At 34.2% G+C, this 22,589-nt stretch carries 39 protein-coding genes; 4 read left to right on the top strand and 35 right to left on the bottom strand.

Features of this window, described 5'->3' with window-relative positions; all coding sequences use genetic code 11:
• Nucleotides 1–8: 8 nt before the first annotated feature.
• The 15 genes from DN410_RS28195 to DN410_RS17805 form a co-directional block, all read right to left on the bottom strand.
• Complete coding sequence (locus DN410_RS28195) at nt 9–146, bottom strand: hypothetical protein (protein WP_218947474.1); 138 nt, start codon at nt 144–146, stop codon at nt 9–11.
• Nucleotides 147–223: 77 nt separating this feature from the next.
• Nucleotides 224–574 (bottom strand): hypothetical protein, encoded by a 351-nt coding sequence (locus DN410_RS17870; RefSeq protein WP_149177470.1) that lies wholly within the window; start codon nt 572–574, stop codon nt 224–226.
• A gap of 21 nt (nt 575–595) precedes the next feature.
• Complete coding sequence (locus tag DN410_RS17865) at nt 596–1,156, bottom strand: major tail protein (RefSeq protein WP_149177469.1); 561 nt, start codon at nt 1,154–1,156, stop codon at nt 596–598.
• Nucleotides 1,157–1,486, bottom strand: a complete 330-nt coding sequence (locus DN410_RS17860) for a hypothetical protein (RefSeq protein WP_149177468.1) — start codon at nt 1,484–1,486, stop codon at nt 1,157–1,159.
• On the bottom strand, nt 1,483–1,827 hold the full coding sequence (locus DN410_RS17855; protein WP_149177594.1) for an HK97 gp10 family phage protein: 345 nt from the start codon (nt 1,825–1,827) through the stop codon (nt 1,483–1,485). Before DN410_RS17855 ends, DN410_RS17860 begins: the two co-directional genes overlap by 4 nt.
• 1 nt (nt 1,828) lies before the next feature.
• Nucleotides 1,829–2,128: a phage head closure protein gene (locus tag DN410_RS17850; protein ID WP_149177467.1), complete on the bottom strand. Its 300-nt coding sequence runs from the start codon at nt 2,126–2,128 to the stop codon at nt 1,829–1,831.
• The gene (locus DN410_RS17845; protein ID WP_149177466.1) at nt 2,125–2,397 is read right to left on the bottom strand and encodes a head-tail connector protein; all 273 of its coding nucleotides are present in this window, start codon (nt 2,395–2,397) and stop codon (nt 2,125–2,127) included. The genes DN410_RS17850 and DN410_RS17845 overlap by 4 nt, the downstream gene beginning before the upstream one ends.
• A gap of 2 nt (nt 2,398–2,399) precedes the next feature.
• Nucleotides 2,400–2,651, bottom strand: coding sequence for a hypothetical protein (locus DN410_RS17840; protein ID WP_149177465.1), 252 nt, complete (start codon nt 2,649–2,651; stop codon nt 2,400–2,402).
• Between the two features lie 15 nt (nt 2,652–2,666).
• A complete protein-coding gene (locus DN410_RS17835) occupies nt 2,667–3,851 on the bottom strand; it encodes a phage major capsid protein (RefSeq protein ID WP_149177464.1) in 1,185 nt (394 codons plus the stop codon).
• An 18-nt stretch (nt 3,852–3,869) separates the two neighbouring features.
• Nucleotides 3,870–4,454, bottom strand: coding sequence for an HK97 family phage prohead protease (locus DN410_RS17830; protein ID WP_149177463.1), 585 nt, complete (start codon nt 4,452–4,454; stop codon nt 3,870–3,872).
• Entirely contained in the window at nt 4,411–5,634 is a 1,224-nt protein-coding gene (locus DN410_RS17825) for a phage portal protein (protein ID WP_149177462.1), read from the bottom strand. The genes DN410_RS17830 and DN410_RS17825 overlap by 44 nt, the downstream gene beginning before the upstream one ends.
• A 13-nt stretch (nt 5,635–5,647) precedes the next feature.
• Complete coding sequence (locus DN410_RS17820) at nt 5,648–7,342, bottom strand: terminase large subunit (RefSeq protein WP_149177461.1); 1,695 nt, start codon at nt 7,340–7,342, stop codon at nt 5,648–5,650.
• Entirely contained in the window at nt 7,339–7,707 is a 369-nt protein-coding gene (locus tag DN410_RS17815) for a hypothetical protein (RefSeq protein ID WP_149177460.1), read from the bottom strand. Before DN410_RS17815 ends, DN410_RS17820 begins: the two co-directional genes overlap by 4 nt.
• A gap of 82 nt (nt 7,708–7,789) precedes the next feature.
• The gene (locus DN410_RS17810) at nt 7,790–8,038 is read right to left on the bottom strand and encodes a hypothetical protein (protein ID WP_149177459.1); all 249 of its coding nucleotides are present in this window, start codon (nt 8,036–8,038) and stop codon (nt 7,790–7,792) included.
• A complete protein-coding gene (locus tag DN410_RS17805) occupies nt 8,025–8,342 on the bottom strand; it encodes an HNH endonuclease signature motif containing protein (RefSeq protein ID WP_149177458.1) in 318 nt (105 codons plus the stop codon). The genes DN410_RS17810 and DN410_RS17805 overlap by 14 nt, the downstream gene beginning before the upstream one ends.
• A gap of 109 nt (nt 8,343–8,451) precedes the next feature.
• On the opposite strand from DN410_RS17805, the gene DN410_RS28540 reads away from it, so the two are divergent.
• Nucleotides 8,452–8,631 (top strand): DUF8096 family protein, encoded by a 180-nt coding sequence (locus DN410_RS28540; protein ID WP_149177457.1) that lies wholly within the window; start codon nt 8,452–8,454, stop codon nt 8,629–8,631.
• A gap of 60 nt (nt 8,632–8,691) precedes the next feature.
• On the opposite strand, the gene DN410_RS17795 is transcribed toward DN410_RS28540, so the two are convergent.
• The 4 genes from DN410_RS17795 to DN410_RS17780 form a co-directional block, all read right to left on the bottom strand.
• Nucleotides 8,692–9,306, bottom strand: coding sequence for an SLATT domain-containing protein (locus tag DN410_RS17795; protein ID WP_149177456.1), 615 nt, complete (start codon nt 9,304–9,306; stop codon nt 8,692–8,694).
• A 104-nt stretch (nt 9,307–9,410) separates the two neighbouring features.
• Nucleotides 9,411–9,641: a YjcQ family protein gene (locus DN410_RS17790; RefSeq protein ID WP_149177455.1), complete on the bottom strand. Its 231-nt coding sequence runs from the start codon at nt 9,639–9,641 to the stop codon at nt 9,411–9,413.
• A gap of 280 nt (nt 9,642–9,921) precedes the next feature.
• Nucleotides 9,922–10,680, bottom strand: a complete 759-nt coding sequence (locus DN410_RS28690; RefSeq protein ID WP_179958624.1) for a collagen-like domain-containing protein — start codon at nt 10,678–10,680, stop codon at nt 9,922–9,924.
• Between the two features lie 236 nt (nt 10,681–10,916).
• Nucleotides 10,917–11,306 carry a hypothetical protein gene (locus tag DN410_RS17780; RefSeq protein WP_149177454.1) on the bottom strand — a complete coding sequence of 130 codons (390 nt, stop codon included), beginning with the start codon at nt 11,304–11,306 and terminating at the stop codon, nt 10,917–10,919.
• A gap of 103 nt (nt 11,307–11,409) precedes the next feature.
• On the opposite strand from DN410_RS17780, the gene DN410_RS17775 reads away from it, so the two are divergent.
• Nucleotides 11,410–12,228, top strand: coding sequence for a short-chain dehydrogenase (locus DN410_RS17775; protein ID WP_149177453.1), 819 nt, complete (start codon nt 11,410–11,412; stop codon nt 12,226–12,228).
• A gap of 191 nt (nt 12,229–12,419) precedes the next feature.
• Here the strand turns inward: DN410_RS17775 and DN410_RS17770 are convergent, their stop codons facing one another.
• The 16 genes from DN410_RS17770 to DN410_RS17710 form a co-directional block, all read right to left on the bottom strand.
• Complete coding sequence (locus DN410_RS17770; RefSeq protein ID WP_149177452.1) at nt 12,420–12,956, bottom strand: dUTP diphosphatase; 537 nt, start codon at nt 12,954–12,956, stop codon at nt 12,420–12,422.
• Between the two features lie 60 nt (nt 12,957–13,016).
• The gene (locus DN410_RS17765) at nt 13,017–13,454 is read right to left on the bottom strand and encodes a hypothetical protein (protein ID WP_149177451.1); all 438 of its coding nucleotides are present in this window, start codon (nt 13,452–13,454) and stop codon (nt 13,017–13,019) included.
• A 50-nt stretch (nt 13,455–13,504) separates the two neighbouring features.
• Nucleotides 13,505–13,777: a hypothetical protein gene (locus DN410_RS17760; RefSeq protein WP_149177450.1), complete on the bottom strand. Its 273-nt coding sequence runs from the start codon at nt 13,775–13,777 to the stop codon at nt 13,505–13,507.
• Between the two features lie 3 nt (nt 13,778–13,780).
• Nucleotides 13,781–14,320, bottom strand: a complete 540-nt coding sequence (locus tag DN410_RS17755) for an ERCC4 domain-containing protein (RefSeq protein WP_098770028.1) — start codon at nt 14,318–14,320, stop codon at nt 13,781–13,783.
• Nucleotides 14,321–14,755 (bottom strand): hypothetical protein, encoded by a 435-nt coding sequence (locus tag DN410_RS17750; RefSeq protein WP_149177449.1) that lies wholly within the window; start codon nt 14,753–14,755, stop codon nt 14,321–14,323. It lies immediately after the preceding gene.
• A gap of 298 nt (nt 14,756–15,053) precedes the next feature.
• A complete protein-coding gene (locus DN410_RS17745; protein ID WP_149177448.1) occupies nt 15,054–17,441 on the bottom strand; it encodes a phage/plasmid primase, P4 family in 2,388 nt (795 codons plus the stop codon).
• Between the two features lie 69 nt (nt 17,442–17,510).
• Entirely contained in the window at nt 17,511–17,945 is a 435-nt protein-coding gene (locus tag DN410_RS17740; RefSeq protein WP_149177447.1) for a DUF669 domain-containing protein, read from the bottom strand.
• Between the two features lie 19 nt (nt 17,946–17,964).
• On the bottom strand, nt 17,965–18,123 hold the full coding sequence (locus tag DN410_RS28030; RefSeq protein WP_176364463.1) for a hypothetical protein: 159 nt from the start codon (nt 18,121–18,123) through the stop codon (nt 17,965–17,967).
• Nucleotides 18,120–19,055: a DEAD/DEAH box helicase family protein gene (locus DN410_RS17735; protein WP_149177446.1), complete on the bottom strand. Its 936-nt coding sequence runs from the start codon at nt 19,053–19,055 to the stop codon at nt 18,120–18,122. Before DN410_RS17735 ends, DN410_RS28030 begins: the two co-directional genes overlap by 4 nt.
• A 14-nt stretch (nt 19,056–19,069) precedes the next feature.
• The gene (locus DN410_RS17730) at nt 19,070–19,432 is read right to left on the bottom strand and encodes a zinc-finger-containing protein (RefSeq protein WP_149177445.1); all 363 of its coding nucleotides are present in this window, start codon (nt 19,430–19,432) and stop codon (nt 19,070–19,072) included.
• A gap of 4 nt (nt 19,433–19,436) precedes the next feature.
• A complete protein-coding gene (locus DN410_RS17725; RefSeq protein ID WP_149177444.1) occupies nt 19,437–19,985 on the bottom strand; it encodes a host-nuclease inhibitor Gam family protein in 549 nt (182 codons plus the stop codon).
• On the bottom strand, nt 19,963–20,250 hold the full coding sequence (locus tag DN410_RS17720; protein WP_149177443.1) for a hypothetical protein: 288 nt from the start codon (nt 20,248–20,250) through the stop codon (nt 19,963–19,965). Before DN410_RS17720 ends, DN410_RS17725 begins: the two co-directional genes overlap by 23 nt.
• 94 nt (nt 20,251–20,344) lie before the next feature.
• On the bottom strand, nt 20,345–20,695 hold the full coding sequence (locus tag DN410_RS17715; protein ID WP_149177442.1) for a YqaI family protein: 351 nt from the start codon (nt 20,693–20,695) through the stop codon (nt 20,345–20,347).
• On the bottom strand, nt 20,696–20,863 hold the full coding sequence (locus tag DN410_RS28025) for a hypothetical protein (RefSeq protein ID WP_179958623.1): 168 nt from the start codon (nt 20,861–20,863) through the stop codon (nt 20,696–20,698).
• Between the two features lie 78 nt (nt 20,864–20,941).
• Nucleotides 20,942–21,085, bottom strand: coding sequence for a hypothetical protein (locus tag DN410_RS28020; RefSeq protein ID WP_179958622.1), 144 nt, complete (start codon nt 21,083–21,085; stop codon nt 20,942–20,944).
• Between the two features lie 42 nt (nt 21,086–21,127).
• Nucleotides 21,128–21,406 (bottom strand): helix-turn-helix transcriptional regulator, encoded by a 279-nt coding sequence (locus tag DN410_RS17710; RefSeq protein WP_149177441.1) that lies wholly within the window; start codon nt 21,404–21,406, stop codon nt 21,128–21,130.
• A gap of 150 nt (nt 21,407–21,556) precedes the next feature.
• Between DN410_RS17710 and DN410_RS17705 the strand changes: the two genes are divergently transcribed.
• On the top strand, nt 21,557–22,339 hold the full coding sequence (locus DN410_RS17705; RefSeq protein WP_149177440.1) for a LexA family transcriptional regulator: 783 nt from the start codon (nt 21,557–21,559) through the stop codon (nt 22,337–22,339).
• 10 nt (nt 22,340–22,349) lie between these two features.
• Nucleotides 22,350–22,565, top strand: coding sequence for a helix-turn-helix transcriptional regulator (locus DN410_RS17700; RefSeq protein WP_149177439.1), 216 nt, complete (start codon nt 22,350–22,352; stop codon nt 22,563–22,565).
• Nucleotides 22,566–22,589 lie beyond the last annotated feature (24 nt).

Here is a 22,589-nt window from a genome sequence, read left to right as displayed (position 1 = left end):
CCCCTTTCTTAGAATGAATCGAAGTCTTTTTGATTTGCTTTTCTAACTTCATTTTCTTTTTTCTTATTCATATCAAGCACCGTTTGAATATAATCTAAACAGTTTCCGATAGTCATAACTTCCAAATCATCAATGGTTAAATTCACCCTATGACAAAGAACAAGAAATGTATCAAACGATATTCTTTCATCACTTGAACTTCCTTGTTCCTCTTCTTCATTCTTTATTTTTTTTTTGAGGTTTTCAGTGATCTTATAATTAAATCTTGTAATTCAACAACAATATCGCATACTGGAAATTCACTAAATGAATCTAACCATGAAAGAGGATCGGAAATATCCTTGTCAGCTGTTTTAGCATAAACCCAAGCCAAGTTATAAATAATATCAAAATCCATATCTTTTAATTGTGCTTTATTAGGAATATTTCCACCTGTAAACAAGGGCATAAATGCCTGTAAACCAAACATATCAGCAAACATATCCCGTCCAAACTGCGCTTTGTATCGAATTCCTGTTGCACCAGTAGTTTTCATAGGAACTTCTTTACCATCTATTACAATTATCTTTTCCACCTGAATATCCCCCTTACATCATTATTTTTTGGTATAGACTGCTGTGTACCAACCATCATAAATGGCTGCTGTTGTTTTAGAAGCTGTTTTCGTTTTAACTAATGGTTTTCCGTTAATATGAATCGGACTAGCAACAAACTTTAATTCATTTACGTTTGGCTCTGCCGAACTACCTTTTGTTTTCGATGAAATTGTTGGACGGCTTGCTGTACAGCTATACATAACATGTCTAACTGCTTTTTCATCTCCATCGAACTCAAATAATATTGCAAATGGTTTTCCTTTTGCGTTTGCAACCTCATGTAATACACCATCAGTTTCATCTAATTGCTCCCCTAATACATCAATGGCAAATTGCTCTGGGATAATAGCAATTGATAAAGTTCCCTCATAACCTTGGTTATTATCAGAAGAATAATAAACCATATCGTCAGCATTAAATTCTGTTAGTTCACCTTTTGGCTCAGTTGTTAACTCGACAGCTCCGGGCATTCGAATTGGAACTCCAAATTTAACCGCACCATTTGTTGTATCTAATGATGCATAATGGACATTTTTTAAACCGAAAGTAACTTTGTTCATTTATATCGACCTCGTTTCATATATTTTTTGATACATTTTTTCAGATTCAATAAAAGTCCCATACGAATCATAAGGAATCTCATGATCGTCCAGGACTCTTTCCAGTTTTGCTTCCGCAACTAAATCTTTTTTAATTGTGTAAAGCTCTATATTTAAATCATTTATCTTATGATAAACCTTGTTATCAGCCATTAAATTTGCTGATCCGTCCACAAGAAAACAAATATACGGTGGATCTGGTACAGGATTACCTGGCGTTGGTGTAAAATGCGAATAAGCCACAGGGTAACCTGTAGCTTCAAGTATTTTTGTTAATTCACCTAATGTCATCTTTGAATCGCCCTTTCAATACGTTTTGGCAATTCGTCAATTACATACTCTTCAACTGGACGAATATGCTCTTGCCCTGGGACACGTCCGCCACCAACTTTTGCATGTCCGTTTTCTAAGAGATGCGTTAATTGTCCTTTTGTATTATGAAGAACAATGCCCTTACCTTCTTTTTTCTTACGCCACCCTTTACGATAACCACCAGTTTTTTTAGGACTATCTTGCTTTAATTTGTCTATAGCAACATCAGCAACTTCTTCTTGAGCCTCAATTAGTTCCTCTTCCACAACATCGGCATACCTTTGCATTTCTTTAGCGATTTCATTCGCTAAATTATTGATATTAGTCACCAGACTTCACCTCACAATAAAGCTCAATCTTTTCATCATCTCTTTCATATGTGCGGTAAATACTATATTCTTTTTCACGGTATTTTACTTTTTGTTCCTCTTGGTAATCCAATGTATAAACAATTAATACACATTTAGGCTTAAAACCATTTTGACCAGCCTTGAAAAACTCATCTTGAGAAACACTTTTTCTCTCGCAAAATACTTGTCTTGTAAAGTCTTCTGAGATTTCTATTTGATTCAATTCATCTTTACTAGTCGTTACAATTGGAAAATACAAAATATCATTCACTTGTAATCACCTGCTAATGTTAGGTGGTTTTTCAACATGTTATAAGATGTTTTGAAACGCTCGGATTCCCTGGCATCAGAAGTGAATTCTGCTTTACAATATGTTTTTATTGCACGTTTAATCAATGGATCTATATCATCATTTGCTTTATTTGAAGAAACGCCCGACAACATTAAATCGTGTCGAGCTTCTTCAATTAAATCAGATATATCATTATCTAAGGCATTGTGAGATACACGTAAGGTAGTTTTAACATCATCCAAAAGCATAATTACTCACCTCGTAATGATTGTTCCGCTTCCACAGCTTCATCTTTCCCTTGAATCTTGTCACCATTGGATAATTCATACCAACCACCACCAGCATGTTTAGGAAATTTAGAAGGTTTTTGATTCTCTTGTAAAAATCCTTTTTCAATTAAAAAGGCAATACGTCCAGAATCATTTGATTCGTACATATCACCTTGTGAATATCCAATATTAGTTTCTTTATCAATGAAAGCATTTAAAACTAAAAGCTCCATCGAATCACTCCTTTATTAAACTGCTTTAGCTTTTTTCAGAACAACTAGAGAGTTTTTGTCTACAACCTTACCATCCACAATCATAATTGCTTTTGTAACAAGATCATCAGTTTCATTGTCTTCATACTTTTTAACACCCATTTGGTAGTTAGTATTCAGAACATAATCTTTGTAATTAAATAAGAAAGCAAATGGAGTTCCTTCAGTAGCCGTTGCAAAACTATCAACATAGTTACATAAAACAACTGGTCGTCCTAATAAAATACGCTCTGGTTTACCAGCAATACCATAATTAGTACGTGCAATTGGTTGTCCTGAAGTATCTACCATAGCTGCATATTCCATAAATGTTTTTTTGGTCATTGTCCAAACTGCACTTGCTTCATATTCGAGAGGTAACGCTGCTTCTGCATCCGTTAATGTTTTATAACTAATTTTCGCTACATCTAAAGCCTGTCCAGTAACAGGAGTTTCTGATAAAATCCCTTTTGGTTTTCCTGTTCCATCACCATTAACAATTGATTGTTCAATCGCTTTTGTCATAGCTTCCACAATGTTATTGATTAACGTTGTTTCAAATACAGCTAGAGACATAGTATCTACTTCAAGAGAAACGGCTACTGCACAACGTAATTTATGGTAGTTAAAAGTAATGCTTCCAGTAGTTTTCTTTTGCTTATCGCTTCCAGCACTTTCAGCTACCCATGTAGCAATTGGTTTAACTGATGACGTTGGTACAGTCACTCCACCTTTAATGGCTGTACGAGTAACTAATGGTAGAATCATTCCTACAGCTTCGATTTTTTCCACAATCTTATCTAACACAGTTTGTGGAATAACAGAGCCAACATCACCTGTTTTTGTAACAGCACTTGCACGTAACTCATTTGGAATATTTTCACCTTTTAATACGTAATTCATGAAAGCATTACGATATTCCAGTGAATCTGTACCGAATTCTCGTTGCTCATCCCCTGGATTTGCATTAAATGTTTCAACTTTATGAGTACCAGCTGCATTACCATCATTAATTGAGCGAGCATCTGCTAAAAGTTGCTCACGTTTTTCAATTGCTGCTAACTGTTCATTAATTTCTCGTAATTCTTTTTCGATATCATTTAAATTATCGATAGATCGAGTTTCGTCACCTAGCAATTCACTAATTTCAGATTTACGTCTTAGTAATTGTTCTTTATTCATTTTAAGTTTCCACCTTTTTTATAATAATGTTTGTAAATAAAGTCTCTTTCGCTTTTCCGAGCGGTTTCTTTCTTCTGTCAAATGTTTATATGGGTCATATCCCCTAGCACTTACCTCTGAATCTGGATAAGCTGGAAAAGCTACGGCACTTACTTCCAATAACTTTGCCTTCGTAACAGTTCGTAGCATGAGATCATCATCTGGTTCTTCAATATCCTGATTAATCATGCTAAATCCAAAGGAAACACCATCCACATCACCGCGTTTAATAGATTCATAAGTGTCATTACCTAAAGTTGTATTAGGTAAATCCAATTCAAAACGCAAACCAACTGCATCCTCGCTTAAACGCAAAGTATTATTTTTAGTTCTTCCTAAAACCTTTGATGTATCATGAGACCATAAAAAACGTTGGTCATCATTTTGCAATGACTCTGTAAAGGCTCCGTTTTTGAATTGCTCACGGAACTTACGGTAATAACCCATTACTAAAGATTTCTTTTCCCACTTTACAGCGTAACCAGTTAGAGTTCGATTACCGTTGTCATCTTCCCTAATTTCAATCTTCTGCGTTACTATTTCCCTCGTTTCCGTTTTGTCCATTCTTCTCACCTCCTTTACCAGTAACATTGCCACCCTTAACTAAAGCTGTATCTAATCGACGAATTGGTTTATCCCCACCTTCAATCGGGCCCAATGAAAGAATAGAACGCCATTCATTTGGTAACATCGCTCCCCTATCAACCATTTGAACTAAACTCATTTTTGTTGACATAGAAGCGTATTGAAGGCTTGCCGCTTCAAAGATTATCTTGTTACCAAATCCACGTTCACGACGTGAAAAAAGCTTCCTGGTAAATTCTCCAGCAAGCTGCATCGCCAATGGCTCAATTGAAGATTCATAGTATGCATTCCATTCATCTTCTGAATATTTACTTTGAATAATGTTTTCGTTTGTATTAAAGAAATTGTATATTCTTTGGGTAGTTTCTTGCATTTGTTTAGAATCTGGAACAAACGCTTCTGGTTTTACCTGTTCCAAATCATAACGTGGATCAGATGAAGCCGCCCCACCATTAACACTATCAATACTCATATAATTCTTAACAAACTTTTGAATTTGAGCATCAACATCTTCTTCTTTTAATACTGCTTTAAATTTAAGTATCCATTTAATAACTGCACTATTCTTAATCGCTTTAACAATGCCTTGATCTGTTGTGTTAATGACTTCCATTAATGAAGAAAGAGCTTTACCTGGATGCTCTCCAAAGAAATCATCATCATTAAAGTCTTGCCGCAAATGAATAATATCCGCATAAGGAATAGTCATACGATTACCGTTTTTAAAGTAGAACGTCAAAAATATATCGCCAGAAGTATTTTGCACAACTTCAATAGATACACAAGGAATCGGATAAATTTCAGTGACATATCCTAATTCATCTCGCTTAATATACGCAAATGCATTGTTATTTAACTCTAATTGAGTTGCCAACTTTTCTTGCATAACCTGCCCAGTCATTAATGGATTAGGCTCTTCTAAAACAAACCGTAAATACGCATCTGGATTGACCTTAAATTCATTTGCATTTTCCCTAATATGTTTTGCAATTAATTTACCAACCGCCTTAGCCTTAGGACGAATACAAGCGCGGACAATATCACTTTTATAAAGTTGACCGTCCCAGGAATAAAAACCGCCACCATCATCATTGACCATTTCAAATCGAGTTGTGGAAGGTGGTTGTTTCTTACCGAATATTTTTTCGAACAATCCCAATTTATCACCCCCTTTAAATCATATTTAGATAATCATTCTTCTTTTCTTGCAAGACTACATAAGCATCTAAAAGAGCTGCCGTACCATCAATACGGCGGCGCTGATTATTAGTTTTATTGGGTTGTATATTAAGGTTTTTATCCACATCAATTGCTGTATTTGATAAACACCATTTATCAACTGGATTATTGTTATAAATAATTCTCTTGGCTTCCAAATCTGCGCCTAAAAGTTTCATCGGCATTGATAATGTTTGCTTACCTTGTGCTACAGGTACCAGTGCTTCTTTACCGAAATATCCTTGCATTTCCTCAACCCAATATTTTGCGGACCATCTATCATAACCAATCCAAGGAAGATAGATTCCATATTCATCCCTTACTTCTAAAAACCACTCAGTAACAAATTTAGCATGAACACTATTACCTGGAGTTGTTCTTAAAAGACCAGCTTCATGCCATAAATCATATGGTATCTTATCTTCTTTTGAACGTTGCTCTAATAATTCCTCAGGTAACCAATACATTTGTAAAACATACACATTTATATCATTTGGAAGCATAAAAATAACCTTTGCTGCGGTTAAATCGGTCGTTTCTGACAAGTCAGTTCCACCTATACCATAGTTAGGTTTTAATTCCATCACATCAAATGTTTGTTTATTATTCAATTGTTCAAATGTTAACCAGGCTTCACTTGAAGTTTCTCGGATATTAAAATCTTTTGTTAGTAAATTTTTAACAAGTAAAGGGTTAGCTTGCGCTTTTTTCACCTTTGTTTCCAGGTTATCGATTTTTTTAATTGTGCCTAAACCTGGATTAGCTTTCTTCCAAGATTTTGGGTCCGTCCATTCTTTACGATTGTCTAATTCATAAATAATTGGTAAAAATGTTGGGTCTGTATATTCTTTTTCATCATCAAGGCTCAATAAAAACCTTTCAGATTCTTCATATTTCATATCATAAACAGATTCTCGGACCGTTCCTGCTGTCGTGATCATGAGGATGAGGGGCTGTTCCCGCGCTGATGTGCCATCCACAATAACATCATAAAGATTCTTATCTTTCCAAGCATGGATTTCATCAAGGGACGCTCCATGAACATTTAAACCATCTAAAGTATCACTATCACTTCCAACGGGCTGAAAAGTACTGTCATTAAAATCTGCATTTAATTCTTTTACTAATGCTTTAATACGTTTTGAAAGAACTGGCGATTTCTTTACCATTCGCTTTGCTTCAGACCAAACAATTTTCGCCTGTTTTTCTTTTGTTGCTACAGCATAAACTTCGGCTCCACCTTCTCCATCAGCTACTTGTAAATACAAACAAATACCTGATGATAATGTAGACTTCCCGTTTTTACGAGCAACGACCAAAAAGGCTTCACGATATTTACGTGTGCCTTCAATTTTGTGAATAAATCCAAATAAAGCGGCAATAAAAGCCTTTTGCCATAGCTCCAGGTCAATTGGTTTACCAGCCCATTTTCCTTTGGAATGCTTACAGAAATTTTCAATGAATTCTATAGCATGATTCGCCCTTTTAGGACTATATTCATATACAGATTCTTGATCATAAATATCATCTACAAGCTTTTTGTATATTCTTCTAACCTTATATCCTACAACTTCCTCACCAGATTCAATTTTGCTATGATATTCGATTATAGGATTATAAGAAATCGGATATTTTTTACGAAGCTTCATTTGTTATCCACGAATTCTTCAAATCCATCATCTCCATCATCTTTTACAGTTAATCCTTCCTTTGGAAGAAGATTAAACAGCTTTTCGTATGCTGAGGTGTATCTATTAATCATAGTGTTGTAGGATTTTTGCGCTGGATTTTCCACAATCATCTTCTGAGATCCATTTACAAATTCGTAAGTCGGACCTTTCTCTTTAATTGCTTCCTCTAATATTTCCAAAGTTACAGTCATAAAAGCAACTCTCTCAATAAGCTTTTGTGCAACTTGTTTTTTATCTTCCTGTAAATATTGAAAAATATTAGCATATCTTTGTATTTCTTCTTTAATTAATTCATCTTGTTTTTTCTTGCTTAATTTAACCATAATTTTTGATACCCCCCTCATACGAAAATGACCCATTTATTTTTTGAAGCCCCCCCTCTCGGTCCCCTATAGAGACCAATTTTTATTTTTTAATGGGGGGGATTGTTTCTTTTTGTTTTTGATTGTTTTCTTCTAATAAACTATGGATTAATTTTTCTATTACACTTTCGCTAGCTTCCTTCATTTGATTTAATGTTGAATTACTAACTACTTTATCTAATTCTTTTTCTAATTCTTTTAAGGAATCATTACCCTTAGTAAGTGCTTCCTCACCTAACCCTTGAACGAATGCACCAAGAATAATTGCTATCTCAAGTTTAGTTAGTTCCATCTCTATCCCTCCTAATCAAATCACCATTCGCATCAAACATTACATCTTCTCTAATCAATACTGAATTACCAAATGTCTTTGTATTATGACAAGGCAAGCATAAGTATTGTAGGTTATCATGGTTCAATGTTATATCTGGATTGTTTATAGTATCTGGCGTTATCTCAACGATATGGTCAACAATATATCCTGGTTCTTCTTTGCAATGCTCACACATACCATCCAGTGTTGTAGCTATGTATGATGCTCTACACTTCTTCCATGCTGTTGATTTATAAAAGTGTTTTGCATATTCCTTAGCCATCTATCTATCCTCACTCCTTATCTTTATTCAAAATAAAAAAGCATCCACTACATGAACGCTTCGTGTTATTATATTTAAGCTATATTAATTCAGATTGCAGGTGAAACGAATGGAAAATAAACAACCTGAACAAAAGTACGATCTAAGCAAGACATACACGTACAAAGAGCATCCCGATAGAATTAGCGGGCGATGTGACAATTGCGGCAACACCGCATTCAAGAGTTCCGTTAAAGATTTCATCTATTTGAGAGAATGCCGTCAGTGTGGTATGAAGAAAAGCATATAGCCCTATTAGGGCTTTTTTCTTTGCATAATAAAAAGCACTCCATACGGAATGCTTTAATCTTTACTTTTTAATAAATAAAATCAATAGTATTAAAGGTAAACAAAATACAATAAATCTTTGAAACCTTTCTTGCCACACATATCTTCTTATTTCATCTTTATATTTCTCTTCATGATCAGGTTTGCATGTCATGTAATCAATACTAATATGATTTTCTTTTTCCAAAATTAACTTTTCATACTCTCGATGAAGTTCCTTTAATTTCAGTTGATTAATTGAATTTGGATCAGCTTCTAATCGTTGTAGTTTATTTAATAACACATTTAATTGTTGATAGTTATTTTCAAAATTACTAGCACGCTCTTTGTAACTTTTAACCCCTAAAAACATAGTAAAAAATGTTAATGATAAAGAAGATATTAATAATACTTTTGGTATATCTCCTTTCCCATCAATAAACCATATAGATAGAATTAATACTACTACAGAATAGAAGTATGATGTTCTTTCAAAAAACTCATGCTTCTCTCTTAATCTAGCGGAAGCTTTTATTCTTGCTCTTCTAGTTAAATCAACTCTTCGCTTTAATTCATTAAATACATCCATGTTATTAACCGTTTTATCTTTCTGTTGGATGTGTAAAACTTGTTCATTAACCTTTTGTTCAGTACTCACTTAAACATCCCTCCACAACTAATCATAATGGAGTTGACAATGTTTGTCATCATTATATACATAATAAAAGAGCAACCATGCATCAGTTGCCCTTTCTTCAAAATTTATATAGATTTTTGCTTTAAATATTTTTCACCTTTCGAAGTAACCTTTGCATTTGAAAAATCAACTTCATAATACTGAAAATCGATACCGACAGCCAAATCATTATCATCTATCCATTCGCATAAATCTCTAAGTATTGTCTTATCGACTTCTAACTTATCAGCAGTTATATCTTTTTCACCAGCATTAATTGCCTCTAAGATTTGACAAATTATCTCTTTAACATCCACGATATCACCTCCTATTCTCATTATCAGATAGACGGTGATATCTTTCTAGTTTAATAAATCGACAACAATTGACAAATTTACACATCAATTATCTTTCGTCAATTTCTTATGTTATTACTATAATCGATATTTTCAATGGTTTGTATAATGAGAATTTACCTTAAATTAATGTTAAGTTTTACTAGTATATATATTACTTTAAAATACAGTTTAATCAAAATAGAAATTTGTATTTCATATAAAAAAGTGATTGAGTGATCCTGACTTTTTTCAAAATAATTTATAATGGAGATGGAAACCTAGCAGCCTCGAAGTGTGTTGAATTAGGAAAACTATTAATAACACCAGGGTCAAAACACTCCAGACCTACGGTAACCTTGTCTCCTGCATTTAAACGCAAAATTCCAGAGATACTTATAATAGCATTAAATGTGAAAAAAGATGGAAAAGCTTCAGTAACAGTTATTACAGGAATATTGTTTACGAGAATGTTTAATCTCGAATCTAGCTTCTCTGCATGATCAAGAACAACTATAATCATGCTTGCTAAAACAAAATATACTCCATTTTGTTTAGGAATGAATGTAGAGGTAATGGGATTATATTCATCATTTAAATCAAATACCTCAGATTCATAAGTAACCTGAGTAAAAACACCCTCACTATAGTTTTGATTATTTGATTTCACGGCTTTAAATGCAGATTGAGGCACTGGCCCTGGAATTCCTTGCGCTCCTGTTTCACCCGTTGGCCCAATATCACCTGTCGGTCCTGTTACTCCCGTTGGTCCCTGTATTCCTTGTATTCCTTGAGAGCCCGTTGGCCCAATATCACCTGTCGGTCCTGTTACTCCCGTTGAGCCTATTGAACCAGTAATTCCTTGAGAGCCTGTTGGTCCCTGTGGACCTTGCATTCCCGTGGATCCTGTAGGTCCCGGAACACCTTGTTCTCCTGTTGACCCTGTTGGGCCTGGGATTCCTTGTTCTCCTGGAATAGGAAAAGCACATGGATTGCAATTATTTTTATAATATGGATTCATTAATAATCATGCTCCTTTGTTTATCATATATGGTATATGTATGATGTACTTAAATTTTTCTCTTGTACACTTATACATAATTATCTAATTAGAAAACTTTAATATTGCTTTAGAATTAAGTTTTATCATTGCCTTGATAAACAAAAAAGAGTGCGTTTTTTGAATAAAGATTTATCCAAACACACTCTTATCATAATTTTATTCATGACATCATGTTTTTTATTAATGGCACATTTTCATTTCAAATCTACTGCATACTCAACCTTCCCTCTCATTTCAGCATGTTTATTATAGATATATTGCGGACTGTAATTTAGATGTTCAGCAACCTTTTCTAATGTCATACCTTCCACATACTTGAAATATGCAATTTTATGGTCTAAACCTCTGAATGTACGAATTAACTTTTTCAATTTATAAATGTCGTTCATCTTATGTGCTAATTCATATTCAATTGCTTCAATACGTTCTTCTACTTTCGCGCCTTCTGATTCAGCAGTTAAACGTACATCTTGCAAATCACCACTAATCCAGCGTTTTAATTCAGCTTTTGTTTTGTCTAAGTTGTACTCTAAGTATGCAATTCGTTCCTCTAATTTCTGATAGTCTTTCAGCCAGTCAAACAAATGATGATTCACCTACTTTCTTTTTGAAACCTACTATTTTACCAAACTATTCCTTTTAAATTTGCTATACTAATAATAAAAAACAACCAAGTGAGGATAAACTATGTCAAACAAACTTGATTCTAATTACCTTTTATTACACCTTGGGTTATACGATCCTATCGAATTTGACGAGACTGACGTTCGCACGCTAGTAGCAATGTTCAACGATCCTGAAAACCTTCAATTTGATTGCTATTGTACCCAATGTAAAAAGGAATCTACTTTTAAATATTCCGAGATCAGAGGCTACACACGAGCCCTCAGTCCAAACACCTTTTCAGCTAAACATAAATTAAACCAGTATTCAGTACCTATTGATTTAATGTTTACATGCCAAAGGGATACCCTACATATTTACACATTCTCTTTCCGAATTACTGATAATAAAATAACAAAGATTGGACAATTCCCTTCTATTGCGTCTTTAGAAGTACATACTATAGACAAGTACCGTAAGATTCTAAGTGATGATTATCGCGATTTTTCTAAAGCCATCGGACTGTATTCTCATGGAATTGGTGCTGGTTCATTCGTCTACCTACGTAGAATTTTCGAAAACCTCATCCAAGAATGTAGAATTGAAGCACAAAACGATCCTTCATTTAACGATACCGATTTCCAAGGCTCCAAGATGGATGAAAAAATACTAATGTTAAAAACATATCTTCCAAGTTTTCTTGTTGAAAACAGAAAACTTTATGGGATTTTGAGCAAAGGAATACATGAATTAGACGAACAAACATGTCTAGAATTATTCCCTAATGTCAAGGTTGCGATTGAATTAATACTTGATGAAAAAATTCATCAACTTGAAAAGGAAAGTAAAATTCAATCAGCTAGAAAATTTATTGTAGCGACTGTTGAAAATTTTAAGAAATAAAACATCCGACCATCCTTTTTAGGATGGTTTTATCTTTACTTTCCATCCAAAAACTATAAATATCATAAAACACGTTTATTTTCCTTTCTAAGACGTTTTACCTTCCACATGATGAATTGCATTAGGAAATAAAAACATGTCAGTTTTTTCTTAATCTGATAAGCCGTTTTTTCGATAAAATAAAAATTATATTAATATCCAACCGCTAATCTATTAAAATTCTCTTCATTCTTTTCCTTATACATCCGTACTACGTCATCCCATGTAAATCCAGCGAATACAACGATTTTATAGAACAAATCCATGATTCCTAATAACGGACCCCTTGCACCAACATTATCCTTGTACTCTACTTTTCCTATTAGATAATTAACGTTCTTATCCATATGGAAGAATGCTTTATTAAATCCATGAATTTTACTTTCTGTAATTCGCACTCTATGCATTGTTTGTTCAACTTTAAAGTCCATTGCAACAGATAACCAGAAGTGAAGAATATCAATCATTTCTTCTAATAATGATTCTTTCGGCTTTTCAAATTTCGTTGACCACATCTTGAAAGCATTTGTAACGTTCCATGCTTCATTCACTTCATTTTTTAATGCGTAAGCTTTATTGAACATCGCATCATAGCGAAGATAATTCTTTTTATGTTTAACTTTGATATCATCATCAAGTGCCTTTTGCATTGTAAATAATTCTGTTAGATCCACTACAGTATTAGCCATTTTTAATTACATCCTTTCAATTTACAAGTGATATCCTGAGCCAAAGCCCAGGACAGTTATTTATTCAGCAACTTTTTCATCATCAACAATTTTCAACTGACCAGGAGCAACTTCCGTTGTTCCATCAGGATTAACTTTGTAATTTACACCTTCATGTGGTTCTTCATAGAACTCATCAATCGACATTTGAGAAGGCTCAAGAATGATATCAACATTTCCCCCAGCGAAAGGATAAAGCTGATTTACTACACCTTTTGCATCACGTTTTACATTTAATTTAATTGCTGTTTTCTTGCTATCTCGTTGAATATTAACAAACTCCGCACCGATTGGCTCAACTTCACTTTTCTCCACAGTTAGATGAACAATAGTACCTGGCATTTTTAATAATTCATCAGCATGTGGAAGTTCATCACTTAATACGTGGAACATTAAAACTTCCTTTTTATCGTCCTTTTGCATTTTCTTGAATAATACGTTCAAATTTACCTTTGTCATGGTTCGGGCTCCTTTTGTATTAGATTGATATTAGAACTAAAGTTTTCCTGTTATTTCTGTACGTTTCTAGCCTTAAAAAGTCTTTCAGCCGCTTTCAATCTTTGTTCTTCTGTCATAACTCGTAAATTCTTCATCGTTACTTGTTTTTCTTGAAGAATACCTTTAACGGCTGTTGGTCTTCCATCCTCTTCTTCTAAGGTTTGTAATTCACATAGATTACTAAGTTTTCGAATGTGTTTAGGAACAGTAGAGTAAACATTCCACTGACCTGTACTATAGTCAAAAACCAATGTAGTTTCTTGCTCTTCACGAGAATAAATCATTATTTATATGACTCCCTTCTTCAGATACTCACGAGCCATGTATAAGAAATGATGGTATATGTAATTGCCTGTTGTAGCCGGCTCAATAAAAACTGTTGAAAATCCATATCGCACTTCAAATGTTTTTAAGCTACCAAGTAATGCCTCTGGTTTGTATTGGCTTATATATTCGCCTTTCAAGATTTTTTGATAGCCTTTTAAATCTTCCACAAGTAGAACAAATGGATGTTTAGCAGCACGAATTAATTCATTTTCAAATCTTGTACGATCTTTAATTGATTGAACCAATTCATCTACACCATTTTTACGTTCTACTCCGGCACTTAAATAAATATCTCGTGTAATTCCCATTTCAGGATTCTTAGGAATTACAGCTGAATAATCGGCCGTATCAATTTTTCTAAGTCTAAATGGAACATTCTTTTTGCGAAAATAATCAAGTACATGTTGGTTTTTCTGTTCCCTTGTATCCACCATGATTTCTAATGTATCGAGAATTTCTTTTAACTCTTTTTCTGAATATCGATAATGAATTGCTGGCATTTATTTCACCTTCCTAAAATGCGACATTGCACGATTGAATATTTCCTGTGAAAGCTCGTCCGTTAATTTATTTTCATAGTTTGCTACTGATTCTTTTACATATAACCAGCCATTAAGTGAGAAATTTAACGTTAATTCCATAACCAACCTTGCAGCAGCTTCATCATGATTAAACCAATCATTTATTTTTGGATTCATGTCTTGTTCGACACCGATAAAAAAATTAATAATTTTATCTATCGTTTGTTTTACCGCATGATCTTGGTCTGAATAATTACCTTGCAAATATTTAATAATCCGTAGCTTGTATTCTTTAATAACTGATTCAATTTCAGGAGCAACCTTTTCATGGTTTTCAATATATAAATCATTCCCATCAAGAACGAGCTTCGCTCCCATTGATTGAACATCAGCACATATTTGTTTTGGATGCATATTACACCTCTTTTTCTAAAAGGGTTATCGAGGGTTATTAAGTTTTTTATTCAGTAACCCACTATAAAACCAATCGTATCAAGGGTTCAAGGTCACTTTGGGTTATCAGGGTTACTGAAGTTACCCGATTTTCTATTAAAGTCCTATATATATATTATTTTTTTATATATTTATTTTCTTATAGGCTGTTATAGGAAACTCAGTAACCTTAATAACCCATAAGCTATAAACCATTGATATAAAAACATTTATACGGGTTACTGAAAAAACAGTTTAGTAACCCTTCAGTAACCCAACATCAAATCTTTTTCCTATTTATAGGAGTTATGTTACTTTCTTCTTTTTTATCGTCTGTTGAAAATAAACTTGCACTAGCATGATTGTTTAATGTCATGCCTATAATAAAAGTTTTGTTTTTCGAACCTTTTTCTTTTTTGAATCCTCGAATTTCTAATTGACGATAAAAGGCACGATTTTTTAAATCCAATTCATTATTTTGATAACACCACTTTGTATAATTTTCGTATAGTAGCTTCGCTTCAATTCTCTCTGTAGGATGTACCGTACAATTCTCATCAATGAAAGGTGCCAATATATCCATGTCCTCACGATATTCTGCAGTCGCTGCCTTCACGGCTTCAGGGGCACGCAACCCTTCGGTCTGCCACTTCATGCAGCCTTCCACCGCCCAACGCAAAACGCCAGGCATTTCTTTTGCTAATTTATCTGGTAGATCATAATCAATCTTGTCTTTTGGGATTGTTACGGTAAACGGAATAAGCATAATCCTTCTCCAAATACCTTCATCGGAACCTTTAACAATTGGCTTATGGTTGGTAGTGAAGAATACTTTAAATTCAGGTGTAAACTCGAAATATTCCTGGCGTAAGAAACGAGCTGACATTTTCTCACCACCGGTGATTTGTTTAACCAGGGCTTCAGATAATTGTTGCCCTTCTTCACTCTCGACAGCTGATACAAAACGCGCTCCATCAAGTCGGGCTACATCGTTATTAATACCTGAATCATTTCTCTTTTTTAAGAAAGTGTCACTGTTCGTCTGTCTTCCATAATCACCAAGTAAATCTTGGATGATGTTAATAAAAGTAGATTTACCATTTCGTCCATTACCGAATAAGAAAAACATTACTTGCTCTTTTGTTACACCGGTTAATGAATAGCCAATAGCTTTCTGCAGATAGTTAATGAGTTCATGATCCGCTGCACCAGTATGTGTTTTAAAAATACTTTCTAAGAAAGCCTTCCAGTTTGGACATTCAGCATTTTTGTCATACTTGATTGGAGAAATCTTTGTTAATAACAAATCACGGTCATGCGGTAATAATTCACCGGTCTTTAAATCGATAACTCCGTTATCACAATTAAATAGAAAACTATGAGAGTCCAATTCTTTCTTTTTCACCGATACCATAGGTCTTACATCCAAGATGCTATTTATCCGTATGGACCGTCTTTCACATTTTTTTGCCCAATCATTTAACAACTTTGATTGATATTTATCTTCCGTAGCTTTCGCTTCTCCATATATAGCTCTAAATGTTTTTGCTGTGATAGCTTCAATTTGTCTCTTACTATCCTCATGCCAATGCCTACCGTTCCATATGAGCCATTCCAATTCATTGCAATAGCGAATATTTTCGCCATGATAATAAGCAATACGTTCTGCATTTCCTAACTCAGTTAAATGAAACTTTGGAGCTTCATCGATAATTTCCTCAGTATCTTCAATTGAGTTATCGGAAATATAAACTTCATACTTTTTCTCTTCAGGTGGTTCATAATCAGCTATTGTGGAAGGTGTTGAAAGAATCGCTGTATCGATTGTCATTTGTCCATATGTACGACCATCACTAGAATGTGGTCTATCCCACTTCTCACGAAGTAATGAAGACTCTCTAAACATTGAATCCATCTTTGTTGAATCTTTATCAGTCCAAAATGCTAAATGATTACATAAAGCCATATCAGTTGAAGAGTGATCACCGTTAATCAACATGCCCTGGAATAAATCTTTAATGGCTGCACCGCTTTTACTATCAAACATTCGCTCCCATAATTCGGCATTCGATAAACTAGTAATATCTTCTCGTTCAAATGAAGTAGTGCTTTGCTTCTTTTCAGGCTTTGGCTTCTCTTTCAAATACTTCTCAAATAAAACTTTTAATTTATCCGTTCTATCTTCCACAGGAACTTGATCTAAGCAATCACCGGTGAAAGTAAAGTACCGTCCATGTCTGTATACTTCCAATCCGATATCTACATTTTTCCGTCCTGTACCTGGTCCTTTTAATGGCAGCTTACCTTTTGCAATAATGTGGATACCATCACCACTTGGTGAATATTCCGTGTAACTATTTACAGTTTCAATAACATCCTCAGCTAAACTTGTAAGAGCACCTTCTTGGATACAATGGTCAATATCAATTCCAATGAATGGATCATCCTTTGAAAACATGAATCCAATCCCGTCATAATCTCCTTGTTCATAGAACTTTACGATTGTCGGAAACGTTGACCAGCTCCGTTTATTATTTGATTGAGCCATTTCCCCATTGATTTGATAAGGAACTTTTGTTTTCTTACCGTTTCTTACTTCTGACCGCCATAAGATCCAATGAGGAGTGTTTTTAAGCTCTGCCGGTATTTGATTAAATTTATATCTCATTTGATTTTCTCCCTTTGGAAAAGGGAGCCGTTAGTAGCTCCCTCCTATTTGAATCTTGTTAATTAATTTTTAGAATGGAATATCCTCATCTGAAACAGTAAATCCACTACTTGGAGCTGCTACTTCAGATACCTTAAAACCATTTACTTGTGGATACTTTTTACCGTTGTACTCACGCTCACCTACTACTAATCGCAATGGTTTATTTAAGAATGTATCAGCCCATTCTTTGTAGCTGCTAAATTGCATTCCATCTGGGAATTGTGCTGCCTTTGATGCTGCTTGGAATCGCCACATTGCTTTTTCAGTCACTGTAAAGTTATCAAATAAAATCTTTTGACCTTGGAATGGTTGTTCCACATCGCTACGAATCTCATAATCAACGATTACTCGGTTATTGCCTGACTCAGCTTGTTTTAATTCATAATTAACAACTGTTACTTCATATTCACCTGGTTTAATTACCTCAAATTCTGCTGCTTGACTGTGATCTACTTTAAACATTATTTATTCCTCCAATATTTTAATATGGTATTACAGCAAGGATGTTGTGCGGATGGAGTACTTCTCCATGACCTACAACTAAAATCCCTCTGTATTTTTCATAGTGATAAACATCAACTTTTTGCATAAATTGACCTGCTAACTTCTTTTGAATTTCAATAAGTTGCTCTTGTGTCATGCTTTTTCTCCGGATTTACTAAAGGGTTGCAACCTCTCTAAAGCAACGCTTAAAAATTTCATATTGAAATCTTCAAGTTTTTGATTCGTTTTAAATTCAATTTCAGAGAGCATCTTAGTTGCCTCGTCACTCGTACTAGCAATTTCTTTAATTTGTGCAATAAGATTGTTTCTTTCATTTTCTTCCTCGGTTTTCACATCAACACCTAACTCAAGCCATTTGTACAATTTGCGACCTACTTCAGCAGTAATCTTCTGTGGATGTCCTTCGAACATTTGCGTATTATCCTTTGAAGTATCAGCTACATGGTCAATATCAATTACAAAATTGAGCATGAACTCATATTCCATTTCATCTTTTTGTACTGGTTTAGTTCCAACTTTACGTGGAGCCATTTTCCCTTTTGCATCAGGCTCAACTACATACTCAGTTTTAGTTCGTAGGGTCGCTAAAATATGAACATTGTTCTGAGTTAACGTTTTTATTAATTTAGTAGTTTCAGATGAAAGCTTGCCCCAGTTTTGAAATGAGTTACCAGACATTTCACCATGAGTTTCTATAATGCCACCTTCACCTTGCCAGTTATGCGATAAGGAATCGATGATAAGTACTTCAGCACCAGCGTTCTTCATAACTCGAACCGCTTCGTTATATCTTTCAGTTGTGTACGGTGGAGTAAAATTAATGTGAAGGAAGTTTCCTATTTTCGTTTCCCCATATACAAGACCTACATGGAGTTTTGAGCGTTCATGCTCTGTATCGATAACTCCAATCTTCTTCCACAATTCTTCTTCTGATAAGTTAGGGTATGCTTCTTGCATCATTCCAAAGGCTGTAAGTAATGAACTACCTGTTTTACCTGAGCCACTACAACCGATAAATCCAATTACAGCTTTCATCTTTTCACGCTTTGCTTCTGTTACTTGGAACATAGAATCAATCCTTTCTAAAAATGAACTAATGAAATTTCTCTAATATGCTTCAATAATTTAAAACATTGTCTTTCATTAAACATGCCTATATGTGCTTTTTTTGATGGAAGGTTCATAACTTCAGCCATCCATTTATATGCTTGTGAACGACTCATTCTCTTTGACTTCCACAATGGATCAAATGATTTATGGGCTCGCTTACGCATTATTCTTAGATTTTTGTTTGCTAATGTCCCTAATGGTGTCTTAGTTTTCCCATGAGTTCCTACATAAGCATCACACGGACGGCAAACATATATATTTGAGCCATAATCTTTTCCGTAGAATTCTTTACTGGACATGAACTTTGGTTCTTTGCCGCAATAAGGACAAAGCATTTACCTAAACCTCTACACTATAAGAAATAGATTCAGGTTTAACCGTAACCCCTGGGACAATTTGTCCATCCCCATCTACAACTACTTTCTCATCACCAATTTGAACAATTTTTAATGTCTTCTTTAAATCAGCCCACTTAACACTATTTTTAATAAATTCAGCAAGGTCATTTTGAATAACATAATCTAGAAGCAACGCTTCATCACCTTTATCAGGGGTTTCCTTACTCTTACGAGTTTTTGATTTACCGTAAGGCGTACTAATTGTTTTCTGTTTTGGATCCGCTGCAAGTTGTTCCGCATGATAACGTTGAATATGACTTTCAAAGAAGGTGATACTATTGTGGACGGAAATCAACTCACCTTTTTCCCATTCAGCAATGCGATCACGTTCAACGTTTGCTAATTGATTAATTTCTTTTTCCTTTGATTTAAGAGCAGATAGTTTACGGAATGCCCAGTTCAAACCATTAATATCCGTAATTTCAAACTGTTGCTCCGCATCTTGTAATTGGTCCACTTCCAATAATTCATTTTGTTGTAATGCATTCATCGATATTACCTCCAAGTTTAGTTTTTAATCGTTCTGAAGTATAAAGAGAAAAATAGATTACATGTTCACTAATAAATGAAACTTCATAAGGATAATCCTTTGACTCACGTTTTAGTATTAGTGGTTTAACCTTAGATTCATCCAACAATGATTCCAGTACTTCATTACTAAGATGGACCTCTTTTCCGCGAACACTGATAATGCCATGTTCATTTCGGGCTTCTCGTATAGCTTGTACAGCTTTAGAAACTTCTTTAATGCCCATTGATATGTACCCCCTTTACACGAAATCAATTCATGCTATAATGACTGTGAATATTTTTACTTAAATCACCTGTTGGCGCAGGTGGTTTTTCTTTTTATACTGCTTTAAAGCATTCAACATTGTGTTGCTCAATTAAGTATTCCGTCAGATTTTCTTTAAGTACGATATCTTGTCCAAACACAAAATACTTATCATCTTGTTGAATTTCACAACCATAGAAATCTTCAATTGGATGATCAGGCTCCTTAATCGATTCCTTTTCGATGATGTCTTCCACAAATATTGCATCGATATTACAAACACTAATGTGGAATGGCACCTTCGTAGCTGCACCCGTATATTCAATTTTCGTTAAAGAACCAAATCCATTTGTAATTGTTTTAAATTGTTCAGCTGTAAAACTAACCTTTGCACCCGACTTAAAAACCAATGTTACTTCCTTCAATTAACTCACCTCCCTTCGAGATGAAACCTCACGGTTCATTTCGTACATCTTGCGCTTTACTTCAATTTCAGTAATTAATAACATTGCTGGATGCTTTCTCGTTTCTGCACATTTTTTTACAACTTCTGATGCTTTCATTAATTTACTTGCTGATAATACTCCGTTCATACTTTTCACCATCTCTCATTTATTTTTGATAAATAACGACTTCATTTTTCGACATTATGTATAAAAAAAATGAAGCCCTTATTTATCCTTGATAGTTACATGTCCCATCGTTAAAGACGTGATTTTAATTGTTTTACCTTGTTCTCTAGACAAGATACTCTCAAATATTGGCTTTAACTTACGTAGCTTTTCTTCTGTAATCTCAATAGTCCAGTTATTCATTTTTCTCACCTCAACACAACATATGCTGATTGGACATTTGGACTACATACTATTTCGTAACTTTTTCAAGTTTTGAGCCCTTGCCAATACGTTATTTTTTATTTGTACGATTTTTTCGTACTTATCACCAAAAAATATATCCTCGTAAGGAACATTAAATACATACATATATTTTTGAATTAGTTCATCAGGTATGTTACTTGAATTTTGTTCATAAAACCAAAGTGTTTTTGGTGAAACTTCAAGTATGTCTGCAAGTTCAGCTTGATTTAATCCAGCGCTTGTTCTTAGTTCATGAAGAGTTCTTTTAGCATATTCCATTGTTTTCCGTCCCTCCTTCGAAACTTATTGTATTACTAATTTTATGTAAACACAATACAAAAGTACGAAAAAACCATACAAAACGAACACTTTACGAATATTTCGTAATGTGATATATTAAAAACGTGGTTAACATAGGAGGTGAAATTAATGAGCGAATCACAAAAACAAATAATAGTAGATAATATAAAAAGGCTTTTAAAACAACATGATATGACTCAATCAGAACTAGCCAATAAAATAGGTATTGCAAGAAGTACAATGAGTGACTATATGAATTACAGATCTAAACCAAGTTCAGGTGTATTAGAAAAAATGGCGATGGTATTCGGAGTTACCAAAGCAGACATTGATACTACTTATAAAAATAAAAAAGTTGCTATTATAGATGGTGTGTTGCAATTAATTTCAGAAGAACGAAATGAAATTGCACATGCAATCAACAGAGAGATTGATGGAAACGACCTAGCAACATTGTATCTAGCAAATCAATTGGAAAGAATGCAGATTGAAGAAATGAACAATCATTTTGTTAATACTATACCTGTTATAGGAAAAATCGCTGCTGGTACCCCAATAGAAGCTGTACAAGATATAGTTGACAGAATTGCACCACCATACAAAACACACCATGTGGATGAACTATTTGGTCTTGTGGTAAATGGTGAATCTATGAACAAAATTGTTCCAAACGGACATTATGCTGTACTAAAAAAACAACCAGATGTTGAAAATGGTGAAATTGCAGCTGTTATTGTGAATGGTCATTATGCAACTCTTAAGAAGGTTTACAAATTTACTGATTTAATGGTATTAGAACCGTGCTCTTACGATGAAAGTTTTAAGGACCAACAATTCTCACAAGATAATTGTGAAGACATTAAAATCATAGGTAAATTTTTATATAGTGTAAGTCCTATGATGAGTAATTAGGTGATGATAAGTGTTTATAGTCGGCAAGTGTCGACTAAATGAAATCTTAAAAGCCAGGAAAATGACACAGGTTGATTTAGCCTTACAACTTGGCATGAAAAAACAACAAGTCCATGCCTATGCTAACAATACGAGTACAATGACATTAAAAACAGCCAAAAACATTGCACATCATCTCGATGTTCCTGTCGAAGAACTATATGATTTCATTTGGGTCGACCAGTGAGGAATTGACCTCACTGCGCCCTAA

Origin of the sequence: Bacillus sp. SH5-2 (assembly GCF_008368905.1) — a bacterium.
Lineage (GTDB): Bacteria > Bacillota > Bacilli > Bacillales > Bacillaceae_G > Bacillus_A > Bacillus_A luti.
This window is presented reverse-complemented; position numbering and strand designations above follow the sequence as displayed.

Coding starts and splice junctions, on each gene's coding strand:
- DN410_RS17865 (WP_149177469.1), bottom strand. CDS start 1,156: ATGAACAAAGTTACTTTCGGTTTAAAAAATGTCCATTATGCATCATTA.
- DN410_RS17860 (WP_149177468.1), bottom strand. CDS start 1,486: ATGACATTAGGTGAATTAACAAAAATACTTGAAGCTACAGGTTACCCT.
- DN410_RS17845 (WP_149177466.1), bottom strand. CDS start 2,397: ATGCTTTTGGATGATGTTAAAACTACCTTACGTGTATCTCACAATGCC.
- DN410_RS17840 (WP_149177465.1), bottom strand. CDS start 2,651: ATGGAGCTTTTAGTTTTAAATGCTTTCATTGATAAAGAAACTAATATT.
- DN410_RS17835 (WP_149177464.1), bottom strand. CDS start 3,851: ATGAATAAAGAACAATTACTAAGACGTAAATCTGAAATTAGTGAATTG.
- DN410_RS17830 (WP_149177463.1), bottom strand. CDS start 4,454: ATGGACAAAACGGAAACGAGGGAAATAGTAACGCAGAAGATTGAAATT.
- DN410_RS17820 (WP_149177461.1), bottom strand. CDS start 7,342: ATGAAGCTTCGTAAAAAATATCCGATTTCTTATAATCCTATAATCGAA.
- DN410_RS17815 (WP_149177460.1), bottom strand. CDS start 7,707: ATGGTTAAATTAAGCAAGAAAAAACAAGATGAATTAATTAAAGAAGAA.
- DN410_RS17810 (WP_149177459.1), bottom strand. CDS start 8,038: ATGGAACTAACTAAACTTGAGATAGCAATTATTCTTGGTGCATTCGTT.
- DN410_RS17805 (WP_149177458.1), bottom strand. CDS start 8,342: ATGGCTAAGGAATATGCAAAACACTTTTATAAATCAACAGCATGGAAG.
- DN410_RS28540 (WP_149177457.1), top strand. CDS start 8,452: ATGGAAAATAAACAACCTGAACAAAAGTACGATCTAAGCAAGACATAC.
- DN410_RS28690 (WP_179958624.1), bottom strand. CDS start 10,680: ATGAATCCATATTATAAAAATAATTGCAATCCATGTGCTTTTCCTATT.
- DN410_RS17775 (WP_149177453.1), top strand. CDS start 11,410: ATGTCAAACAAACTTGATTCTAATTACCTTTTATTACACCTTGGGTTA.
- DN410_RS17770 (WP_149177452.1), bottom strand. CDS start 12,956: ATGGCTAATACTGTAGTGGATCTAACAGAATTATTTACAATGCAAAAG.
- DN410_RS17765 (WP_149177451.1), bottom strand. CDS start 13,454: ATGACAAAGGTAAATTTGAACGTATTATTCAAGAAAATGCAAAAGGAC.
- DN410_RS17760 (WP_149177450.1), bottom strand. CDS start 13,777: ATGATTTATTCTCGTGAAGAGCAAGAAACTACATTGGTTTTTGACTAT.
- DN410_RS17755 (WP_098770028.1), bottom strand. CDS start 14,320: ATGCCAGCAATTCATTATCGATATTCAGAAAAAGAGTTAAAAGAAATT.
- DN410_RS17750 (WP_149177449.1), bottom strand. CDS start 14,755: ATGCATCCAAAACAAATATGTGCTGATGTTCAATCAATGGGAGCGAAG.
- DN410_RS17745 (WP_149177448.1), bottom strand. CDS start 17,441: ATGAGATATAAATTTAATCAAATACCGGCAGAGCTTAAAAACACTCCT.
- DN410_RS17740 (WP_149177447.1), bottom strand. CDS start 17,945: ATGTTTAAAGTAGATCACAGTCAAGCAGCAGAATTTGAGGTAATTAAA.
- DN410_RS28030 (WP_176364463.1), bottom strand. CDS start 18,123: ATGACACAAGAGCAACTTATTGAAATTCAAAAGAAGTTAGCAGGTCAA.
- DN410_RS17735 (WP_149177446.1), bottom strand. CDS start 19,055: ATGTTCCAAGTAACAGAAGCAAAGCGTGAAAAGATGAAAGCTGTAATT.
- DN410_RS17730 (WP_149177445.1), bottom strand. CDS start 19,432: ATGCTTTGTCCTTATTGCGGCAAAGAACCAAAGTTCATGTCCAGTAAA.
- DN410_RS17725 (WP_149177444.1), bottom strand. CDS start 19,985: ATGAATGCATTACAACAAAATGAATTATTGGAAGTGGACCAATTACAA.
- DN410_RS17720 (WP_149177443.1), bottom strand. CDS start 20,250: ATGGGCATTAAAGAAGTTTCTAAAGCTGTACAAGCTATACGAGAAGCC.
- DN410_RS28025 (WP_179958623.1), bottom strand. CDS start 20,863: ATGAACGGAGTATTATCAGCAAGTAAATTAATGAAAGCATCAGAAGTT.
- DN410_RS28020 (WP_179958622.1), bottom strand. CDS start 21,085: ATGAATAACTGGACTATTGAGATTACAGAAGAAAAGCTACGTAAGTTA.
- DN410_RS17710 (WP_149177441.1), bottom strand. CDS start 21,406: ATGGAATATGCTAAAAGAACTCTTCATGAACTAAGAACAAGCGCTGGA.
- DN410_RS17705 (WP_149177440.1), top strand. CDS start 21,557: ATGAGCGAATCACAAAAACAAATAATAGTAGATAATATAAAAAGGCTT.